24 protein-coding genes and 3 pseudogenes are annotated in these 19,600 nt (G+C 65.1%); 13 read left to right on the top strand and 14 right to left on the bottom strand.

What is annotated here, in order from left to right:
• Positions 1-11 precede the first annotated feature (11 nt).
• The 3 genes and pseudogenes from QNA09_RS28535 to QNA09_RS28525 form a co-directional block, all read left to right on the top strand.
• Positions 12-1,367, top strand: a complete 1,356-nt coding sequence (locus QNA09_RS28535) for a helix-turn-helix domain-containing protein (RefSeq protein ID WP_068158111.1) — start codon at positions 12-14, stop codon at positions 1,365-1,367.
• Positions 1,364-2,185 carry an IS21-like element helper ATPase IstB gene (gene istB, locus QNA09_RS28530; RefSeq protein ID WP_068158116.1) on the top strand — a complete coding sequence of 274 codons (822 nt, stop codon included), beginning with the start codon at positions 1,364-1,366 and terminating at the stop codon, positions 2,183-2,185. The genes QNA09_RS28535 and istB overlap by 4 nt, the downstream gene beginning before the upstream one ends.
• A 62-nt stretch (positions 2,186-2,247) precedes the next feature.
• Positions 2,248-2,682: pseudogene (locus QNA09_RS28525) on the top strand (transposase); the annotation flags it as partial.
• A gap of 24 nt (positions 2,683-2,706) precedes the next feature.
• Here the strand turns inward: QNA09_RS28525 and QNA09_RS28520 are convergent.
• From QNA09_RS28520 to QNA09_RS28505, 4 genes and pseudogenes are all read right to left on the bottom strand, one after another.
• Positions 2,707-2,862: a hypothetical protein gene (locus QNA09_RS28520; protein WP_156666319.1), complete on the bottom strand. Its 156-nt coding sequence runs from the start codon at positions 2,860-2,862 to the stop codon at positions 2,707-2,709.
• 125 nt (positions 2,863-2,987) lie between these two features.
• Positions 2,988-3,224: pseudogene (locus tag QNA09_RS28515) on the bottom strand (transposase); the annotation flags it as partial.
• Positions 3,225-3,268: 44 nt separating this feature from the next.
• Positions 3,269-5,224, bottom strand: coding sequence for a tyrosine-type recombinase/integrase (locus QNA09_RS28510; RefSeq protein WP_064257806.1), 1,956 nt, complete (start codon positions 5,222-5,224; stop codon positions 3,269-3,271).
• Positions 5,221-6,276, bottom strand: a complete 1,056-nt coding sequence (locus QNA09_RS28505; RefSeq protein ID WP_064257805.1) for a tyrosine-type recombinase/integrase — start codon at positions 6,274-6,276, stop codon at positions 5,221-5,223. The genes QNA09_RS28510 and QNA09_RS28505 overlap by 4 nt, the downstream gene beginning before the upstream one ends.
• Before the next feature lie 93 nt (positions 6,277-6,369).
• Between QNA09_RS28505 and QNA09_RS28500 the strand changes: the two are divergent.
• Positions 6,370-6,627 (top strand): annotated as a pseudogene (locus QNA09_RS28500) (transposase); the annotation flags it as partial.
• Positions 6,628-6,741: 114 nt separating this feature from the next.
• On the opposite strand, the gene QNA09_RS28495 reads toward QNA09_RS28500, so the two are convergent.
• The 7 genes from QNA09_RS28495 to QNA09_RS28465 all read right to left on the bottom strand — a co-directional run bounded on the left by QNA09_RS28495 (position 6,742) and on the right by QNA09_RS28465 (position 11,217).
• The gene (locus tag QNA09_RS28495; RefSeq protein WP_024100410.1) at positions 6,742-7,356 is read right to left on the bottom strand and encodes a DUF2510 domain-containing protein; all 615 of its coding nucleotides are present in this window, start codon (positions 7,354-7,356) and stop codon (positions 6,742-6,744) included.
• A gap of 623 nt (positions 7,357-7,979) precedes the next feature.
• Positions 7,980-8,339, bottom strand: coding sequence for a hypothetical protein (locus QNA09_RS28490; RefSeq protein WP_064257446.1), 360 nt, complete (start codon positions 8,337-8,339; stop codon positions 7,980-7,982).
• On the bottom strand, positions 8,336-8,623 hold the full coding sequence (locus tag QNA09_RS28485; RefSeq protein ID WP_231912113.1) for a hypothetical protein: 288 nt from the start codon (positions 8,621-8,623) through the stop codon (positions 8,336-8,338). The genes QNA09_RS28490 and QNA09_RS28485 overlap by 4 nt, the downstream gene beginning before the upstream one ends.
• A 14-nt stretch (positions 8,624-8,637) precedes the next feature.
• A complete protein-coding gene (locus tag QNA09_RS28480; protein WP_231912114.1) occupies positions 8,638-8,802 on the bottom strand; it encodes a hypothetical protein in 165 nt (54 codons plus the stop codon).
• A 161-nt stretch (positions 8,803-8,963) separates the two neighbouring features.
• The gene (locus QNA09_RS28475) at positions 8,964-9,413 is read right to left on the bottom strand and encodes a hypothetical protein (protein WP_064257447.1); all 450 of its coding nucleotides are present in this window, start codon (positions 9,411-9,413) and stop codon (positions 8,964-8,966) included.
• Between the two features lie 109 nt (positions 9,414-9,522).
• On the bottom strand, positions 9,523-10,194 hold the full coding sequence (locus tag QNA09_RS28470; protein WP_082921156.1) for a hypothetical protein: 672 nt from the start codon (positions 10,192-10,194) through the stop codon (positions 9,523-9,525).
• A gap of 9 nt (positions 10,195-10,203) precedes the next feature.
• A complete protein-coding gene (locus QNA09_RS28465; RefSeq protein WP_156666232.1) occupies positions 10,204-11,217 on the bottom strand; it encodes a hypothetical protein in 1,014 nt (337 codons plus the stop codon).
• A 187-nt stretch (positions 11,218-11,404) separates the two neighbouring features.
• On the opposite strand from QNA09_RS28465, the gene QNA09_RS28460 reads away from it, so the two are divergent.
• Complete coding sequence (locus QNA09_RS28460; RefSeq protein ID WP_064257449.1) at positions 11,405-11,935, top strand: TetR/AcrR family transcriptional regulator; 531 nt, start codon at positions 11,405-11,407, stop codon at positions 11,933-11,935.
• A 573-nt stretch (positions 11,936-12,508) separates the two neighbouring features.
• On the opposite strand, the gene QNA09_RS28455 is transcribed toward QNA09_RS28460, so the two are convergent.
• Positions 12,509-13,246: a hypothetical protein gene (locus QNA09_RS28455; RefSeq protein WP_197481929.1), complete on the bottom strand. Its 738-nt coding sequence runs from the start codon at positions 13,244-13,246 to the stop codon at positions 12,509-12,511.
• Positions 13,243-13,593 carry a hypothetical protein gene (locus tag QNA09_RS28450; RefSeq protein ID WP_197481928.1) on the bottom strand — a complete coding sequence of 117 codons (351 nt, stop codon included), beginning with the start codon at positions 13,591-13,593 and terminating at the stop codon, positions 13,243-13,245. Before QNA09_RS28450 ends, QNA09_RS28455 begins: the two co-directional genes overlap by 4 nt.
• A gap of 385 nt (positions 13,594-13,978) precedes the next feature.
• On the opposite strand from QNA09_RS28450, the gene QNA09_RS28445 reads away from it, so the two are divergent.
• Genes QNA09_RS28445 through QNA09_RS28425 form a run of 5 tightly spaced genes read left to right on the top strand, consistent with a single transcriptional unit; the run spans position 13,979 to position 17,381 of the window.
• Positions 13,979-14,377 (top strand): helix-turn-helix transcriptional regulator, encoded by a 399-nt coding sequence (locus QNA09_RS28445; RefSeq protein ID WP_064257451.1) that lies wholly within the window; start codon positions 13,979-13,981, stop codon positions 14,375-14,377.
• On the top strand, positions 14,374-15,471 hold the full coding sequence (gene arsB, locus QNA09_RS28440) for an ACR3 family arsenite efflux transporter (protein WP_064257452.1): 1,098 nt from the start codon (positions 14,374-14,376) through the stop codon (positions 15,469-15,471). Before QNA09_RS28445 ends, arsB begins: the two co-directional genes overlap by 4 nt.
• A 3-nt stretch (positions 15,472-15,474) precedes the next feature.
• Positions 15,475-15,888, top strand: a complete 414-nt coding sequence (locus QNA09_RS28435) for an arsenate reductase ArsC (protein ID WP_082921158.1) — start codon at positions 15,475-15,477, stop codon at positions 15,886-15,888.
• Between the two features lie 16 nt (positions 15,889-15,904).
• A complete protein-coding gene (locus tag QNA09_RS28430) occupies positions 15,905-16,951 on the top strand; it encodes an ArsO family NAD(P)H-dependent flavin-containing monooxygenase (RefSeq protein WP_064257453.1) in 1,047 nt (348 codons plus the stop codon).
• A gap of 22 nt (positions 16,952-16,973) precedes the next feature.
• A complete protein-coding gene (locus QNA09_RS28425; protein ID WP_064257454.1) occupies positions 16,974-17,381 on the top strand; it encodes a low molecular weight phosphatase family protein in 408 nt (135 codons plus the stop codon).
• Between the two features lie 52 nt (positions 17,382-17,433).
• On the opposite strand, the gene QNA09_RS28420 is transcribed toward QNA09_RS28425, so the two are convergent.
• Positions 17,434-17,925 (bottom strand): ArsI/CadI family heavy metal resistance metalloenzyme, encoded by a 492-nt coding sequence (locus QNA09_RS28420; protein ID WP_064257461.1) that lies wholly within the window; start codon positions 17,923-17,925, stop codon positions 17,434-17,436.
• Positions 17,926-18,022: 97 nt separating this feature from the next.
• On the opposite strand from QNA09_RS28420, the gene QNA09_RS28415 reads away from it, so the two are divergent.
• The 3 genes from QNA09_RS28415 (at position 18,023) to QNA09_RS28405 (ending at position 19,561) form a co-directional block, all read left to right on the top strand.
• Positions 18,023-18,382, top strand: coding sequence for an Rv2640c family ArsR-like transcriptional regulator (locus QNA09_RS28415; protein WP_060654893.1), 360 nt, complete (start codon positions 18,023-18,025; stop codon positions 18,380-18,382).
• A 535-nt stretch (positions 18,383-18,917) separates the two neighbouring features.
• Positions 18,918-19,145: an Arc family DNA-binding protein gene (locus tag QNA09_RS28410; protein ID WP_064257462.1), complete on the top strand. Its 228-nt coding sequence runs from the start codon at positions 18,918-18,920 to the stop codon at positions 19,143-19,145.
• Positions 19,142-19,561 carry a type II toxin-antitoxin system VapC family toxin gene (locus QNA09_RS28405; RefSeq protein WP_064257455.1) on the top strand — a complete coding sequence of 140 codons (420 nt, stop codon included), beginning with the start codon at positions 19,142-19,144 and terminating at the stop codon, positions 19,559-19,561. Before QNA09_RS28410 ends, QNA09_RS28405 begins: the two co-directional genes overlap by 4 nt.
• The last annotated feature ends 39 nt before the right edge of the window (positions 19,562-19,600 follow it).

Here is a 19,600-nt window from a genome sequence, read left to right as displayed (position 1 = left end):
ACCGCTTTCTCATGTTGACATGGGAGGAAGACGTGGAGATCCACGCACTGCACAAACGAGGCTGGACGATCTCGGCGATCGCCCGGCACACCGGCCGAAACCGGCGCACGATCCGCAACTATCTGAACGGCACCACCACCCCCGGCATCCGTAAACCCGCTGGTGAGGATCCGTTCGAACCGTTCGTCGACTACGTCACCGCTCGTCTGACCGAGGATCCGCATCTGTGGGCACGGACCTTGTGCGACGAACTCGAAGACCTCGGCTACACCGCCTCGTATCAGACGCTGACCCGCCAGATCCGGCAACGCAAGCTCCGGCCCGTCTGCCAAGCCTGCGCGTGCGCGACCGACCGCCCCAACGCGGTCATCGACCATCCGGCGGGGGCGGAAACCCAGTGGGACTGGGTCGAGCTGCCGAACCCACCCGCCTCGTGGGGCTGGGGTAAGACCGCATATCTGCTGGTCGGATCGCTCGCGCATTCGGGTCGGTGGCGCGGGGTGCTCGCCCCGGCCATGACCCAGCCGCATCTGATCGACGGCCTCGACCGGATCTGCCGAAAACTCGGCGGCCTGACCCACACCTGGCGATTCGATCGAATGTCGACGGTCTGTTACCCCGACAGCGGAAAAGTCACTGCCTCCTTCGCCGGGGTCGCCAAGTATTACGGCGTGTTGGTGGCGATCTGCCCACCGCGGTCCGGCAATCGCAAGGGTGTCGTCGAGAAGTCCAATCACACTGCGGCCCAGCGATGGTGGCGCACCGTGGCGGACGAGCTCACCGTCGAGCAGGCCCAGGCGAGCGTGGACAAATTCTGTAGTCGACGCGCCGATGCCCGGATGCGGGCCACCGCCGACGGCAAGGCCCCGGTGCGCACCGTCGCCGACCGGGAACCGTTGACGTCGATGCCGAGCAGTCCGTATCCGGTGGTGCTCAGCGAACCGCGCACCGTCTCGAGGCAGGCGTTGGTGGCCTACCGCGGCAACCGCTACTCGGTGCCCCCGGAACTGGCCGCAGCGCAGGTCACCGTCACCCGGCAGCTCGGCGACGAGGTGATCGACATCGTCACCGCCTCGCAGATCACCGTCGCCCGCCACCGGTTGGCGCCGGACGGGGCCGGCGCCGTGGTGCGCGATCACGGCCACGTTCACGCCCTTGAACAGGCCGCGATGGCCGGTGCCGCGGCCGGAGGCCGACCGCACCGCCGCAAAGAACGCATCCCACCCGGACCCGAGGCGCTCACTGCGGCAGCAGCATTGCGCACCAACACCACGGACCGCCACCCACCGTCGACGACACCGCGATCGACGGTGGTCGACCTGGCCGCCTACGAGCGCGCAGCCCGCGGAAGGAACACCCTCGTATGACCACCACCCCCGACACCACCGCGACCTCGGCAAGTCTTTATCAGCGTCTGCGAGGACACTTGGCGACGCTCAAGTTGCACGACGCTGCCGAAGCGCTGCCGTCGGTGCTCGACCGAGCCCAGAAGGACGGTCTGTCGATGACCGCAGCGCTCGAACAGCTGCTGTCGATCGAGGTCGACGCCACCGAAGCCCGCCGCCTCGCCGGGCGGTTGCGGTTCGCGTGCCTGCCCACCCCGGCCTGTCTCGAGGACTTCGACTTCGACGCCGCCCCCGGCCTCGATCGGGCATTGATCGCCGAGTTGGGCACCTGCCGGTTCCTCGAAACCGCGACGAACGTCCTGCTCATCGGGCCGCCGGGGGTCGGAAAGACCCACCTGTCGGTGGGCTTGGCGCGGGCGGCCGCGCATGCCGGTTATCGCACCTACTTCACCACCGCCGCCGATCTGGCCGCCCGCTGCCATCGCGCTGCGATCGAAGGCCGGTGGGCGACGACGATGCGGTTCTACGCCGGCCCGACGCTGCTGGTGATCGACGAACTCGGCTACCTACCCCTGCCCGGCGAGGCCGCCTCCGCACTGTTTCAGGTTGTCGCGCAACGCTATCTGAAGACCTCGATCATCATCACCACCAACCGGGGTGTCGGAGAGTGGGGTGAGGTCCTCGGCGATACGACCGTCGCCGCCGCGATGCTCGACCGGCTTCTGCACCGATCGGTGGTACTCAACCTCGACGGGGATTCCTACCGGCTGCGTGATCACCACGCCCGGTCGGAAAAGCTCCGTCAAGCCACCACCGGCACCCGGCAACCGCTACAGTGAACCCGCCCACGAGTGGGCACTTTCGACGAGCACAAGCGAGCACCTTCGCTGAGCCTCATCAGATGAAGGAGATCTACAACGCGGAGGACATCGACAAGGCCCAGTTGGCGATCGCGGCGTTCGAACGCGACTACGGCGCGAAGTACCCGAAGGCGGTGAAGAAGATCACCGACGATGCCGACGTGCTGCTCGAGTACTTCCGGTATCCAGCCGAGCATTGGGTGCACCTACGCACCACCAACCCGATCGAATCCACCTTCGCCACAGTGCGATTGAGGACCAAAGTGACCAAGGGCCCGGGTTCGAGGGCGGCGGGGATGGCGATGGCCTACAAGCTGATCGAGGCCGCGCAGTCCCGGTGGCGGGCGATCAACGCGCCACACCTGGTCGCGCTCGTACGGGCCGGCGCTCTGTTCCACAAGGGCAAGCTCCTCGAACGGCCCGTCGATATCACCCCCGAACCGTCACCTGATTCGCCGGTGTCCGAGGTCGCCTGACGACCCTCGATCCACAGGATTTGACTATTTCTCACAGCGCACCGGGGCGGGAGTTGACAACAACAGATTGCCGTCCCGACCGGCGAACGGCACGAACTCGGGCACAAACGTCCCCGTCGCCTCACCCGTGGCATTACCGGTGAGCGATTCGGCGTCGGCGTCTTCATCGAGCTCGCCCACACATCTCCAACTCCAGTCGACGCTCGTCCACTACCCGATCCAGATCGAACGATAGCGCCCCGTGGAGTGGTGGACTTCGGATTGGCTCTGCAGCACACGTAGCGATCAACGAGTCGTGCTGAATACTATGCTGTTTCGCTTGAGCCGGTCAACGACAACGCCGGTTCGGTAGCGTGTTCCTTCGCGGCGATCACCGCACGGAGCTCGTCCATGCTCACATCCGAGACATAGCGGCGGGTGACCTGCCATTCGTCGTGCTGCTCGATGACCACCGCGGTCGCCAGACGCAGGAACGCCGCCGGGTTCGGGAAGATCTCCACGACATCGGCTCGACGCTTGATTTCCTTGTTCAACCGCTCGATTATCCGGCCCTCAGGGATGAGATCAACCCTGATCTCACATCGAATCAGCGATCGAGACGCTGCAAGTGGTCGGTCAACGCCTCAGCGACACGATGATGCCGGGCAGCTTCATCGGGCCATCCACGGTCACGAGCATCGACCTCGAGAGCCTGGATGTCGGTGCGTTGCGCCTCGAGCGCGCCGCGGAACTCAGGTCCGGTGACGAAGTTGTCGCAGGTCTCGCAGATGTTGGCATAGGGACACGCACCCGCGCTCTCGTGACGGGAACAGTAACCGTGGGCAACACGCGTTTTGAGCATCTCACTGCCGAGCCAACTCACCGCGTCGGGGACGATCGGTTTGCCGACCGGAGTGAGCGTGAACCGCCGCCGCATCTTGCCCATCGCCTGGTCATAGGCATCCCGCAACGTCGGTGAAGCCAAAGTGGCGTAACGCAAAGTCATCTGCGGAGTGACATGCCCGAGCAACGCCATCAACGCCTGCAGGCTCATCCCGGCGTTGGCGAGTTCGGTGGCCCAAGTATGCCGCAGCTGATGCGGGGTCACCACCAACGGCGCACCCCCGGCCCCACGCAGTCCGCAAGCCTCGACGGCAGCGAGCAGACCGTTGCGCAGCCGGGTCTGGCTGAGACGGCGGCCGTGTGCGACGAACAGGAAATCGGTCAACTCTCCGGTGCGGGGATGCGGCAATGGCCGACAGATACCACGCCCGCCGGTCCACTCGTCCAACGCGGCGATAGTGGTCGCCGAGAGCGGGACCATGCGTTCGGTGGCGAGCTTGCCCAACGGAACCTTGAGCCAGGTCCCGGCCGGGCCGTAATCGATGACGCTGCCGAGCTCGAGATCCAGTAGCTCCCCGACCCGCAGACCGGCTCCGCGCAGCACCGTCAACCCGATACGAGCGAACGAATCATCCAGCTGGGAAACCGCATTCATCACCGCAGCATCGATGTCGGGCGGCAATGCCCGCGGAAGCGGTTGGTCGAGTTTCGGGACGTCGGCGGCGAAGACCAGACGGCGCGGTGGGGCCTGCTCCCAGCCCCATTCGGTGATGTCCTCGAGCAGGTTGCGCACGCTCAGTACCGTCGATTGGATCACGGCCTTGGAGATGATGCGCCCGGCCCCGGCAGCGGCGCGTTGCCCACGCCAGGTGCGGGTGCGATTCCAGACGAGGAAGCCCTCGATGTGACTGCGGTCGAGATCCTCGAGGGAGGTGACCTCGGGATGGTTGGTGGTGAGGTAGTCCGCGAACGGCAGCAGGTCGTTGATCAGCGATTCGGCCGATTTCGGGCGGAGCACCGATGCCCGGACGGTGACGTAACGCAACAGGGCCTCGCGGATCGGATCGGCCATCGGGGCGTCGGCGAAGCGTTGGGCGTAGGTGCGGGCCCACGGTCGGCGCCGTGGTGGGGTGTCGACGATGCGGGCCTGAAACAGCATTTGTCGCAGTCCCGCGATACGGTTGCGGTAGGCGCGTTTCGATGTATCCGGGATTGACTGTGTGGCAGCCAATGCGGCGTCGAACTCGCCGACGGTCTCGGCGCTCACACCGCTGACGGAACCGCCGTGCCAGGCGAGCAGCACCGCCAGGCACTCGCCGAGGACGGTCTCGACCCATTGCGGTGTCCACCCCAAAACCAGGCCGGCGGCCCGGACCGCGGCGAACCCGTCCGGGTCGCGGTCCTCGACGGCCCGGCCGAGTCCGGTGAGGTTCTTGACGGCCGCGAGTTCGAGGTCGAGCCGCAGGTTGCCGCGTCCGATGAGGTGACACAGCAGTGGCCAGGCCCCGGTGCGGCGTAGTTCGGCCAGCCGGTCGGCAGCGGGTCGGGTCATCCAGTCCCGCAAGTCCGGATGCGTGGTGAGGAAGGTGGTCGCGATGAGGGTGCGAGCGCGCACCGACCTGTCGCTGAGCCCGAGGCTGGCGACGTGCTCGAGGTAGTCGGTGAGCACCGCACCCGGTCCGGCCGGCAGGACGACCGTCGCAACCACCGCGGTGCTCATTGTCGTGTTCCGGCGAGACTGGCGCGGGCCGCGCCGTATTCGGCGGCGAGCTGCTCGACCGACAAATGCACATATTCGGCAGTGGTGTCCGGAGACACATGCCCCATCAATTCTCGCAGCACCATCAGATCGATTCCGGCGGCAGCGAGTTCGGTGCCGTAGGTGTGGCGCAATCGGTGCGGACGCACCCTCGTCGCACCGGAGAGGTCCCGGTGCCGCCGGAACAGCGACCGCAGTCCCGCCTCGGTCACCGGCGCCCCCGCGGTGGGGCCGCGCAGCACCACGAAACACTCCTCGGTCGCCAACCCCGGTGGCCGTTCGAGGCGCAGATAGGCCGACAGTTCGGTGAAGAACACCGCATCGACCGGCACCACCCGTTCCTTGCAGCCTTTGCCGAGCACCCGGAGTCGTCGCTGGCCGAAATCGACGTCTGCCAACCGCAGGGATCGCACCTCGGCGTTGCGCAGCCCGCCGAACAGCATCGCCCACAACATCGCTCGATCCCGATGGGTGCGCAGCGACGCCGCAAACTGCTCGATCGCGTCGGCGTCGAGGGACTCGGGCAGTAGCCGCGGTTGGCGTACCAGCCTGCCTCCGGCTCGGGGTCGGCCCGGCCCGAGGTGTCCGAGCAGTCCTCGCGCTGGTGGTCGCAGTCCCTGTCCGCGCCGCGGTGAGGGCACCGGATTTTCGGTGCGTATCCCGGTCATCACCAGGTATTCGAACAATGCGCGTATCGCCGCGACTCGTCGGTTGATCGTCGATGCCGCAGTGCCCCGATCACCTCGTGTCGCCATGCCTGGGCGGGGTTTGCGGTGCACGTTCTGCCAGTCGACCCACTCGAACACCGTCACCGGCGTCACCGCAGCCACCGTGAGGTCGCGATCGAGCAGGAATCGGGCCAGATTGAGCACGTCGAACGCATATGCCCGCACCGTTGCCGAACTGAATCCGCGTCCGGCCAGATGCGTCAGGAACGCGTTTGCTGCTGCGCATCCTTCCCATTGGCCGTCGATCACATGCCCGTTGCTGCTGATGCGCACCCGAACGGTCATTGTCCGCCGCCTTTCGATCGGAGCCGACACCGCCAGCATGCGCCTCAACCGGTCGTCGGCTCAGGACCTCACGCTGCAACCGTGATCGTGTCGTGGGAGGGCCGGTTAACCGAGCGGCTCAACCGCGAGATCCGCCGCCGCACCGACGTCGTGGGCATCTTCCCCAACCGGGATGCCATCGTCCGCCTCATCGGCGCCGTCCTGGCCGAGCAGACCGACGAATGGGCCGAAGGCCGCCGATACCTCGGCCTAGAAGTGCTCAGCCGCTGCCGGCTCACCCTGACCACCAACACCGACACCAGCCAGGCGACGGAGGTGAGCACCGATGAACTGATGCAACTACCCGCCTGACCACCAACGAAGGATCAAAAACGAGTTACACCACTACCAGGGGCTTGACCCTCAGCAACACCCCTCACGCAGCACCGTGACGGCAGTCGGCGCCGGCATGAGCTCCTGCTGCGCTCAGAAGGTGTCGTTGATGGTGATCCTGTCGTACGTCGCTGGGAACTTGTCGCCACTGGAGCAGTTCAAGGACGTGGTTTGACCGACCGGGATCTGTTCTGTCGTGCAGTCGACGAGCGCCACTACCTCGTTTCCGTCCATGAACTTGATCTCCACGAACGCGCCGTCCCTGTCACCTCGCGCATTGGTCACCTTCAGGCCCTCTATCTGGACGTAACCGAGTCCGTCCTGCGTGACGGACCATCCGGGTGCGTACTGGAAGCCCGAAACCTCGAAGGGTTGACCCTCGGAAATCGTCAGGGGGTTATCGGGCCCGCCAGGGGCAGAGTCCTGGGCCTCCGCGGTTTCGATTGCCTCGTTGACCTCGTTCGCGGCAACAGCGAGGAATGCGATACAGCCACCGATCGCCAATACACCCACTGCGACCAGCGCCAATAAGATGTTGCGCACGGTGTGCGATTTCTTGGGCGGCTGAGGTGCCGACGGAGGCGGTCCGCTGTTCTGTACGCGATCGGTCCACCGGCTTCCGTCCCACCATCGCATGACACCGGATGGGTCAGGGTAGTAGCCGGGTGCGGGCGAACCGGCACCGCCGGGATTCGATGCGTCAGACATCAGTGGAATCCTTTCCGCTGGTGGACGTTCGGTTTCCATCGAACGTAGTCACGGGAAGTACGTTCGGTCGCGTTTTCGGTCACGATGTAGTCCCGCATCGGTGAGATGAATCCTTCGAGATGCACAGGCGCTTTCCGGTTGGGGTCTCGATGTCGCCGATGTTCAGGAGGATCCCTGAGCATCTCGATGGAGCGACCCGCACGACCATCAGCAGGATTGCCCGGACCGAGTTGCTCGTCGTGGGCGAGATCGGGATGCTGCCGCCGGGGTCAGGCTGCCGCCGAAGCGTTCACTGTCTCATCGGTGTTGCCGATTCGCGGCGCGGCGTCGTGGTGATCAGCAACCTGCATCTGTCCGGGATCGACACGATCGTGCCGAAATTCTCGCGTCGGCTGCCGTCGAGGGCTGTTTGCAGCGCGGCGGTACCGCGGCCCCCGCGAGATCGAAGCACGGGCGCACACAAAGGAAGCAGTACGCGCCAAACTGATTCCGCGTCGACAGATGCATCAGTCGGCGTGACGGGTCGATAAGGCCGGTCTGCGAAGCGAAGAACAACGCGGGACTGTGGTCCGCATAGTCACACAGCCGAGTACGCATTCGATGACAACGTCCTCCTTGAAAGATCACTCCATCTTTTCGGGGTGCGCTGTACCGGCATACCTCAACCACAACGTGCGCCGCTCGACGTCCATCAGATACCAGATTCGCCTGTCGGCAGTGACCTCGTACTGCCACTGCTCCCTCTCACTACCGTTGCGCACCCCGGACGCGAGCGTGCCTTCGAGCCGGTGATGACGCGTGGTGGGCACTTGCTCGACCTCGCGGCGCCGCATCTCCTCGTAGGCCACCAACGTGTTCGCCGGCGCCTGCCGACACAGCTCGTCCCAGCCTTTCGCAGCCTCGTTGGTCGCGAACCGCAGCTCCCACAGAGAATCGGAATCGGATGCCGGCAGCGCGACCTGCTTCCCTCGTTCAGGGCTCACAGCTCCGGCACCGGCACAGTTCCGAAATCGCCCTCGGATGGCGTCGACAGGATGCGGGCGAGCTCCGGGTCGGCATACACCTCCGCGGTATGACGCCACATCTCGATGGCGCGGGCCGCGAGAGCCGGATTGTCCAGGGATGAGCCTGCGCACAGCGATGTGATGAGCTCGTTGATGAAATCGGCGCCTTCCTCGTCGGAGAGGTAGCTCACCCACGGAAACGCCGCCTCGACGACAGTGCGGACAAGCCCGGGATTGTTCGCGTGCAGCAGGGCATCGACCATGGCCGTCGCCGCTGTCAGGACCGCACGTTCCTGTCGGCTCGGGTCGCTGTGATCAGGACCAGATCTTCGTCATCGCGTCGGGTCACGCGCAGCGGGCGCGTGCCTGAGCGCTGCCACGCCGACAGCGTCGCTTTGCCCTTGTTCTGGATGTCCGAGAACGGAACCTCATGCGCCGACATACTTTCAATTTACTTTTAAAGTATGCATTCGGCGAGGTGGTCCTAGGGGTAGGCCGTGCTCGGTGGGAGTCAGCCGAAGTCGACGCCGATCCCGCTATACCGTGCGCGTCGTTCCAGCGATCGGGGTCGAACGCGCTCGCGGGGCTGAGAGGGTCACCGGCTCACGTGTGCCGCCGCTGACGCTGTGTGGGGGCGCTCCTGGTCGTCGTGGAAGCCGGTTCAAGGGTGACCTGCACGCTGATCCGAGGTCCTTCCCGCTTGATCTCGACGCGGACCTGCGCCCCCGTAGGTGCCGGTAATGCCTTGTCGAGCAGGTAGGCGCAGATCAGGCGGTCGTGGATTTCCGGCGCGACGCCGAGTACGACTGTGCTCGAGACGGCTGCAGCGCCATTCGATGCGCGGAAGGCGGTAACGAGTTCGTCGACGATGCGGTCGAGCCGCAGCGCGGTTGCTGTGGTCACCTTCTGGCGGCGCCCCAGAGTGTTCGGTGCACCCTGGCGGGGTGCGACCCATCCTGCGCTGCCGAGTGTGGAGGTCCAGCGCGCGGCATGGGCACGCCGAAGTGCGGTGGACGCAGTCCGTGCACGCAGCGGCAGAGACGATCTCGCCATCAGTCGATCCTTATCCGTGGATGTAACGCTGGATCAGGGCGCCGAAGCGCGCATGCGCCATGCGCAGGCCGGTAATACGTTGTCCCTTGTCCGCCATAGTCGCTAAGCCTCAGAGGACACGCGCGGCGTCTTTTCGAGAACCTGTGCAGGGTTGGTCGAGTTTCCATACCTGGAGATCGTCTCGGTGTTGGTGGACGATGGCCATCAACGAGCTCAAGTCTTCGACATCCTTCGGGTGATGGCGGCTGTTCCAGGCGAGAGCTTTGAGCACGACCGCCGATTCCACGTCCGGTATGCATACGGTGAACGTGGTGGAATCACCGTTGTAGAGCTGGGCGTGGACCGTCACGTCGAGCGGCTGGGAGTGCAGTGCGAGGGACAGTCCGGGAATGGCGTCGAAGCCGAATTTCTTGTCGCCGAGGAATTTTGTTTCTCGTCCTTGTCCGGAGGTCGCTGGTACCAGCAGGTCGACTGCGAGGGGATGGTCGGGATCGCCGGAGGGGGCCTCCCATCTGTTCCCCCGGACGCGCGTGTATCCGCGGCCTACGAGTTTGGTGTCGAGGTCGGGACTTCCTGCGATTTCTGGCGAGATGCCGGCGTCCGCGTCGGCGGTGGCACGTTGGTGTGCGTCGCTGGTGGGATAGACGTAGGTGAGCAGATGGACCATGTGGCCACCGATGACCCGATAGTCGAGACCTGCGGCTGCGGCGGCCAGGTCCGCAAGGGCGCGAAGACCGAGATCGGCTGCGTTCGATGCTGATTGGACGACGATGTCGGTCACTGCCGGCGGCTATCTACGTACCGCGCCATGAAGGATCGCGTCCTGTAGGTGTTCGGCTGCGTCGAGTGCGTCTGTTCCTTCACCATGCATCACATCGTGCAGCGCAATGATCGGGTCGACGAACTCGGGGGTTGAGTCCGTGAGGACGGCGGCGGTACGCCAGAGGGTGGGATCTTCTGGGACGGTTGCTGTGAAAGTGTACTCCTCGCGGGAAGCGACGCTGAAGCCAGCAGGAACGAAATCGAGAAGTTCGCGCATATAAAGCGCCGCAGTGACCGGCATGCGCCACGGTGCGTAATGGTCAGCGGCGATGTCTCCCGTCTGGAGACAGCAAACGTCCATGTCGCGGCACAGTTGTCGTGCATCGGTGATCTGCCCAGTGGGCGCGTCGAGTCCGTACCAGTAGGTGCAGGCACCTCCCGGGCCGGGATATTCGTCGAGGAAGCGGGTCAACAGCTCTTGCCGTCGGTGGACCGTCCAGCCGCCTTCTACCGGTTCGACATACTCGTGGCCTTTGAGAGCTTTCGACACAGCTTGGGGTGTGGTGTGCAGGTGGCTGGCCAGGATCCTCTGGGGCAGCGGTTGGGGGGACAAGAGCAGGAGGCGTTCGATCGCCCACCGGATCCACGGCGGTCGCCCCCTGCGGCGGAGCGGTATGTGGTCGGGTGTGGGTTCTTGATTGATCGTCGTGGAGTAGTCGGTGCCGTCGACGATCAGACGCCGTTCATCTACAGCGAGCAGGTGGACGGCCGAAGCATGGGCCAACTGTGTGAGATGTGAAGTGGCGCGCGCAACAACGAGAAAGAGCTTCACGTCGCGTTGCTTCTTACGTTGCGCGTCGACAAGCTTTTTCAGGGCGCTGGGCGTGGGAGGCGACGCGGACGCTTTCATCCGCACCGGTAGTACTCGCTGGGCCGGAAGGGCGAGCATCCAGTCCCCGAGGGAGCCGTTCGTTTCCACCCGGACGTCGGCAGCGCGAAGCACGCTCAGTGCGTCCGTGACCAGCTCACTTGTCGATCGCATGGCTCCTACCAGATCAACTATTACTCTGCAAACAACTTATAGTGTAGACGACTGAATTAGGTTGATCAGCATGCCGCGCTGGCATTCATGGCTGGGTAAGCTCCTGCAAGGCCGCAGGGAAGAACTGTGCAGACGACGAGGGCCACATGCGTACAACCTCCGCCGGGCGCGGCCATCTCGTAGCTACATGTATCGGGAAGGCTATGCCGGTACGAAGCTGTCCGACATCGCGGAGATCGCCGGAATCAGGACCCCGGCGATCTACCGGTACTTCCCTTCACGTGAAGACCTCGTCGATGAGGTGATGGCCGTCGGGCACCACCGGTTCATCGAGCATGTGACTTCCGTGATCGACGCGCTTCCTCCCACGGCGACGCCACTGGACCGCGTACTCGCAGCGGTAGCCGGGCACCTCGAAGTCGCCTTGACGATCTCCCACTATGCAGCGGCGTCCACGCGCAATATGAGCCAGATGCCCGAGAGCATCCGGGATCGGCAACAGGAACTTCGCCGCGAATACGGTGCGATCTGGCGACGTCATCTCGTGGAGGCCGAGGAGGCCGGCCAGTTGCATCCCGATCTGGATCTGCGAGCTGCTCAAGGGCTGATCATCGGCGCGCTGAGCTGGTCCAATGAGTGGTGGGATCCTGAACGCGGCACCCTCCAATCGCTGATCCGCAATGCTCAAGCTCTCGTCCGCAACGGCAACGGCCGTTGAGACCTCATCCCGGAGGATCTGCGTTTGTTCTCCCCGGCCCAGCATGGTCGGGCCGGTAGTCGTACTCGGACAGTAGGTGCAGGCACCTCCGGCGTCGGATTCTCATCGAGAAAACGCGTCGACAGCCCCTGCCGTCCGTGGACCGTCCAGCCACCTTCTGCCGGTGCCACATACTCGTGGCCTTTGAGCGCTTTCGACCCAGCCTGGGGTGAGGTGTGAAGGTGGTCGGCCAGGACCTCGGGCTCGATGTCCGCCGTGCCCTCCTGGTGGATGCAGCACCTCGCACCGCACCTGCGGGTCATCCTCGATGGCAACATCGGACCGATGGCCAACGCCAAAGCCGACCGCAACTTCATGGGTTGGTCGGCCATGCCATCCGATCCCATACTGTCAGCGGTCCTCGACGCAATCTCGAGGCAGAAGGAAAGACGAGAGCAGGAACCAACGTGTAGTTCCTTCCCGCCGCGTCTCATGGATTCGGTTGATGCCGAACACCGTGGCCTCGCCGTCGGTGAGGCCGTCAACGCAACAGGTCGGGCCCCGACCTCCCGGGTGGGGCCGTCATCGCCAAGCTCAGGTTCCGCGCTGTTCCCCTCTCGGGTCCTTCGGTCCAACATCTGCTCGATCGGATGCGGATGCCCAAGGGAGTGCAGCTGTAATCTCGGGTCCAGCAGTCGGCGGTGACGTGGGTGTGGCGCGACTTCCGTCGGACCGCACCACAACCCGGCTCGACAGGTGGTCCAACCAGCTCTGAGCTCTGGCGAGGGACCGTTCCTGGTCTTCGATGTAGGTCGGTGGCCAGTCGATACCGCTCGCGATGCGGTCCTGGATCGCGGTGGCCGTGACGAGCTGTTCCGTCACGAGTGCCGCGACGAACTCGTAGTCCTTTTCTCTGCCGGCGATCGTCTTGGAAACGCACAGATCCACCGGGTCCAAGCACAACCCGGTCCGCCCGTACCGGGTGGACGCGTCGTCGTCGACGACGAAGTGGACGAGCCGATTGTCCCAATTCTTCGGGAGGACCACGACATCCTTGTGAATGCCTTCGACATAGAACCCGAAGGCAGTATGAAAAGGTGAGTCCTCACCAAGTCGGGCATCGAGCAGCAGCAGTTTGTCCTCGACCGAGGGCGGGTCCGTGATCCCACTCAACGGCAGAATGTCGACTTCACGAGACAAGAAGGTCGCCGGGGGCAATTCATCGGTGTCGAAACTGCCGAGGATCGATTGAGAGCCCAGGACGATCACACGCGGCTCGTCGAGGTTGGCACACGCAGCTTTGATCGCGCGCCCGAGTTCTTCCCGATTCACCGTGTCGCGGTACCCCTGAGCCGGGTTCCGAACTCGTTGAGCACACGTTGGCGTTCGTCGTCGCTGAGCAGCACCGACAGCGGCGACAGATTCCGCATCTCCCGGCTGGTGTCGTCGTCCGACTCGACGATCGTGCGGATACCGTCGATGTCGTTGTCGCGGACGATCCTGTCCCAGCGGTCGAGGTAGCGGTCCATCAGCGGACTGCGCCCCACCTGCCGGCGGATCGTCCGGAGGTTCCGGCGCACGGGTTCGGTGTCGACCGAGATGCCGCTGCTCATGATCTTGTCCAGGACCGCGGACTGCACGAGTTGTTGACGCAAGGTCTTCGGCGTGACGACGCTCATCTGCCTCACCCCTACTCCGACTTGCCGTGCTCTGCCGTGACCCTTCCCATGATAGGGGGGACTGTACAGCGGTTTTGAGGACCACTTCAGGTAAGCCGGCTCGGGACATTCCGACGCTGTCCTCGAACCTGGACTGCTCGAGGACAGCGGCAAGAAGCGCGAACCGCCGGTCGGTCTGGGACCACACCCGATCACGGTTCATCAGAGAGTCAGGATCATCCCAGGCATGCCTCGAATTCGTACGCTTCGGCTCCCCCGCCTGCGTCGTACGCCGCCACGTGGCTCCTGACCCAGTCGTTCGGGCTGAGCTCGCACTTTCCGGTCCTGCTCCGATGGGGCGTGGTCCCGGTTTGCCCGTTGATTCGATCACTGTCAATATTGATGGGTGTCGATTCAAATTGATAGTGACGACCTCTGTTGCGCGCCACTGGTACGGGAACCTCTGACGGAGGACTGGGCCGGAGAGTTGGCTCGGATGTTCAAGGCGATCGGAGACCCGGTGCGCCTACGAATGCTCAGCCTGATCGCCAGCCATGAGGGCGGCGAGAGTTGCGTGTGCGACATCAGCCCGGCCTTCGACCTGTCCCAGCCGACCATCTCGCATCACCTCAAAGTGCTGCGCGAAGCCGGTCTGCTCGACTGCGAACGCCGCGGAACGTGGGTGTACTACCGGGTGATCCCATCGGCCTTGGCCCAGTTGTCGGCCGTGCTGTCCCCGGAACGCGGAGTCGTACCAGGCTCGGACTGCGCCATCGTCAACGATGCAGCGGAGGCGACGCGATGACCACGACGAACACCGATCACCCGGCGGTCGTCGGGAAGATGTCGACCCTCGACCGATTCCTGGCCGTGTGGATCGGCGCCGCCATCGTCGTCGGCCTGCTACTGGGCCGGATGATCCCCGGACTCGGCGAGGCTCTGAGTTTCATCGAGATCGACGGCATCTCCCTGCCGATTGCCCTGGGCCTGCTGATCATGATGTATCCGGTGCTGGCGAAGGTGCGTTACGACCGTCTCGATACCGTCACCGGCGACCGCAAACTCCTCATCAGTTCCCTGATCTTGAACTGGATCCTTGGCCCCGCCCTGATGTTCGCCCTCGCCTGGCTGATGCTGCCGGATCTGCCCGAGTACCGCACCGGCCTGATCATCGTCGGTCTGGCCCGCTGTATCGCGATGGTGATCATCTGGAACGACCTCGCGTGCGGGGACCGCGAAGCCGCAGCAGTGCTGGTCGCGATCAACTCGGTCTTCCAGGTGATCATGTTCGCCGTCCTCGGCTGGTTCTACCTGTCGGTGCTGCCCGGCTGGCTCGGACTCGAACAGGCCACCCTCGATGTCTCGCCGTGGCAGATCGCCAAATCGGTGCTCATCTTCCTCGGAATCCCCCTGATCGCCGGTTTCCTCACCCGCCACTTCGGCGAAAAGGCCAAGGGCCGTACATGGTACGAGGACACCTTCCTGCTGAAAATCGGACCGTGGGCGCTGTACGGTCTGCTGTTCACCATCGTGATCCTGTTCGCGCTGCAGGGCGAGCAGATCACCTCCCAGCCGCTGGACGTGGTGCGCATCGCGCTGCCGTTGCTGGCGTACTTCGCGATCATGTGGGGCGGGGGTTATCTGTTCGGCGCCGCGATCGGCCTCGGCTACGAGCGCACCACCACGCTCGCGTTCACCGCGGCGGGCAACAACTTCGAACTGGCCATCGCCGTGGCGATCGGCACTTTCGGGGTGACCTCCGGACAGGCGCTGGCCGGAGTGGTCGGGCCACTTATCGAGGTGCCGGTCCTCGTCGCCTTGGTGTACGTCTCCCTCGCCCTGCGCAACCGCTTCACCCGTCACGAGTCGGCACACGTGCCCGCATCGAAAGAGGTTTGAGCCGTGAGCACACCGAGTGTGTTGTTCGTCTGTGTCCACAACGCCGGCCGCTCACAGATGGCCGCCGGTTTCCTCACCGCCCTCGCCGGTGACCGGATCGAGGTGCGCTCGGCCGGCAGCGCCCCGGCCGATCAGGTCAATCCGGCCGCGGTCGCGGCGATGGCCGAGGTCGGCATCGACATCTCCGGTCAGAATCCGAAGATCCTCACCACCGAGGCAGTGCACGCCTGCGATGTGGTGATCACGATGGGGTGCGGGGACACCTGCCCGGTATTCCCGGGCAAGTCATACCGGGACTGGGTGCTCGACGATCCGGCCGGTCAAGGCGTCGAGGCGGTGCGCCCGATCCGCGACGAGATCAAGGCCAAGGTCGAAGCCCTCGTCGCCGAGTTGACCACCCCGTCCTCACCGCGCTGACCTGCGAGGTTCTTCGATGACGACGAACGTCGAGGTGCTCGTGATCGGCGGTGGGCAGGCGGGTCTGGCTGCCGGCTACTACCTGCGCCGGGCCGGGCACCGCTTCGTGATCCTCGACGATCAGCACAGCCCAGGCGGGGCGTGGCCGCACATGTGGCCGTCGCTGCGACTGTTCTCCCCGGCGGAATTCGCGTCGCTGCCGGGGTGGCCGATGCCGCGCTGGCCGGACGGTTTCCCGCCGGCACGTCATGTCGTGGACTATCTCACCGCCTACGAAGCCCGCTACGGCCTGCCGATCGAGCGGCCGGTGCGGGTGCAGGCGGTGCGCCGCGACGGCCCCGCTGTGCTGGTCGACACCGACCGTGGGCAGTGGCGGGCGCGCCGGGTGATCAGTGCCACCGGCACCTGGCAGCGACCGTTTCGGCCGAGCTATCCGGGCGCGGGTCTGTTCGCCGGGCGGCAACTGCACACCGTCGACTACCGCACCCCGACCGAGTTCACCGGCGCCGATGTCGTCGTGGTCGGGGGTGGCAACTCCGCCGCCCAGCTCGTCGCCGAGATCTCCACCGTCGCGGCAACCACGTGGGTCACCACCCGTCCGCCGCGGTTCCTGCCCGATGGTGTCGACGGCCGGGCCTTGTTCGAGCTCGCCTCCCGCCGTGCGGTCGCTCTGGCTGCGGGCCGGCCCGATCCTGGTGGCATCGCCGCCCTCGGGGACATCGTGATGGTTCCGGAGGTCCTCGCTGCACGTGAACGCGGCGTCTTGACCGCCCTGCCGATGTTCGATCGGCTCACCGTCGACGGCATCGCCTGGGGTGAGCGCCATCAGCGGGCCGATGTCGTGTTGTGGGCGACAGGTTTTCGTCCCGCCCTCGCACACCTGCGGCCGTTGCGGCTGCGCGACCACACCGGCACGGTGCCGGTCTGCGGCACCCGCTCGTTGAAGGAGCCGCGCTTGCATCTGCTCGGTTACGGCGATTGGACCGGTCCCGGTTCGGCCACCATCCTCGGCGTCGGCCGCACCGCCAAGGCTGCCGTCGCCGACCTCGATCTCGACAATTGACCTGCGTGAAAGGGCCTCGCCTGTGAGCACACCCTCGGTGTTGTTCGTCTGTGTGAAGAACGGCGGAAAATCCCAGATGGCCGCCGGGCTGATGAAAGCCGCTGCCGGCGACACCGTCGCGGTGCACTCCGCCGGCACGAAACCCGGTACCAGCATCAACGCTCTGGCAGCCGAGGTGCTGCTCGAAGTCGGCGTCGATATCACCAGGCAGATCCCGACACCGGTCGATCCGCACTTGGTCCGCGATGTCGATTTGGTGGTCACCCTCGGCCGCGAAGCCCGTCTCGATCCGGTGGCCGGGACACGGTTCGAGAACTGGGACACCGATGAGCCATCCGAACGCGGCATCGACGGCATCGAACGGATGCGGCTGGTCCGCGACGACATCGCCGCTCGTGTCGCCGACCTCGCCCAGCGGCTTCGTCGCTGACGACATCGATGTCGGCCACCCGAACCTGGGTGGCCGACATGAGGTGGGTTGTTCAGCAGCAGGACGTTGTAGTTGGGGTCTGCTGCGTCCCTTCGGTCGGGGCGGCGGCGGTGCCGCAGCACACGCCGCCTTCGGCGGTAGCCGGGTCGTCGAGGTGCTGTGGGCTCGAGCCGAAGGTGTCCGAATCGGCGAGGACGGTGTAGACCTCCCATTTCTCCCCGGCGGGGCCAGTGACCCACACCTTGTCCTGGGTGGCGAAGCAGCAGGTGGTGCCGATCTCCTCGTCGGTGAACAGTCCTTCGCCGGTCAGGCGGGCGATCTCGGCGTGAACCTTCTCGCTGGATTCGACCTCGACGCCGAGGTGATTGATGGTGCCGCCCTTGCCGGGGTTTTCGAGCAGTACGAGCTTGAGCGGCGGTTCGGCGATCGCGAAGTTCGCATAACCGGGCTTGAGCTTGGCCGGTTCGACACCGAACAGTTTGGTGTAGAAGGTGACCGCTTCGGTCAGGTCGTCGACGTTGAGGGCGAGTTGTGCGCGGGACATGACATCCTCCACCTGTGTGACATATATCGAAGTACTGGACGCCTACAGAATGCGCCACCTTTTCGACGTATGTCAAGAAAGTAGATAAGCTCGAAGGATGCCGAAAGCCCTACCCGTCATCGACGTCAGCGCCCCCATCTGTTGCGCGCCGGTCTCGGCCGCCCCCATGAGCGACGATGCGGCCCTCGAACTCGCCCTGCGGTTGAAGGCCCTCGCGGACCCGGTCCGCATCAAACTCGTGTCGATCCTGCTCACCGCCGACGACGGCGAAGTGTGCACCTGCGATCTCGCCACCGGCGTCGACCTGACCGAATCCACCGTCAGTCACCACCTCGGCCAGCTCCGCAAGGCCGGCATGGTCGAATCCGAACGACGTGGGATGAACGTCTTCCACCGCGCCCGCACCGAAGCCCTCGACGCGTTACGTGCGGTGCTGGACCCGAACTGCTGCCGCTGACCCCTCATCGACCGCGTGGGCCGATCGTGTTGCCCGGCGTTCGAGGGCACGCCGCCGCGCAGCAGTGGCGCGGAAGCACCAGGAACGGGTGACCGCTCCCGCCCGAACTCACCGATCGAGCTCTGGTCCGCGCCCTCGGTCGACTCCGCAGGAAAAGGCGCCGTTGTCGTCGGCCCTCGGGGTCACCCTCGAGGACCGCCCCAGCATCTCCCGGAATGCTGCGGGGGTGAGCCGTCGCTGCGGCCAAAAGCCCGTCGAGCACAGCGCGATAGTTCTCGGCCGAAGGCTCGGCAACCGACTGCCCCACCTCCGCCGCGGGTGCCCGATCAGGAAGGAACGATCCGAGCCAGTTCGTCACGCGGGTAAGGACAAGATCGCGGTCATCGGTATAGACGGCCGGCCACTGAATTCCGACCGCGGCGATGCGGTCCAGGATGTCGCCAGCGCCGACGATGCCGTCCCGGATAAATCACCGGGTCGCGGTTCTCCGACATTCCTGGGTGATATCACTAGTGTGATATCGGAGGTGGTCACGGTGGAACAGATCCTGATCCGCAACCTTCCCGCGGGAACCAAGGCTGCCCTGCGGGCGCGTGCTGAGCAGCATCACCGGTCGGTCGAGGCGGAGGTACGCGACATCCTCGGCGAGGCCCTCGAGCGGGAGCCAGTCACGCTCGTCGACCTCTTGAGCACCGATGAGGGTGCCGACATCGAGTTCGAGCCCGAGCGCCTCGGTTTGACCGCCCGAACCGCCGAGTTGTGAAGTACGTTCTGGACACCAACGTGGTGTCCGCGCTGCGAGTTCGGGGCCGTAACCGGTCGGTCGAGATTTGGGCGGCGTCGGTGCCGGTGGCCGACCTGTTCGTGACGGCCATGACTATTGCCGAGATCGAACGAGGCGTAGTCGCCAAGGAGCGATCCGACCCGAATCAGGGAGTGGTCCTGCGCCGGTGGTTCGACGAACGGGTCCTGCCCGCCTTCGCTGACCGTGTGTTGCCGTTTGATCTGCCGGCCGCCCGGGTGCTGGCCACCTACCGGGCGCCCGAACATGCGCCGTTCGACGCCGCTCTCATCGCCGCTGTCGCCCAGGCCGCCGAGATGACCGTGGCGACGCGCAACACCAAGCACTTCGACCCGCTCGGTGTCCGGTGTGTCAACCCGTGGGAACCGAATCCCTGAAGGCCCGACTTCGGTGCAAACGCCCGTCGACCGGGCTCG

Source organism: Rhodococcus sp. AH-ZY2 (assembly GCF_030916465.1).
Lineage (GTDB): Bacteria > Actinomycetota > Actinomycetes > Mycobacteriales > Mycobacteriaceae > Rhodococcus > Rhodococcus ruber.
This window is presented reverse-complemented; position numbering and strand designations above follow the sequence as displayed.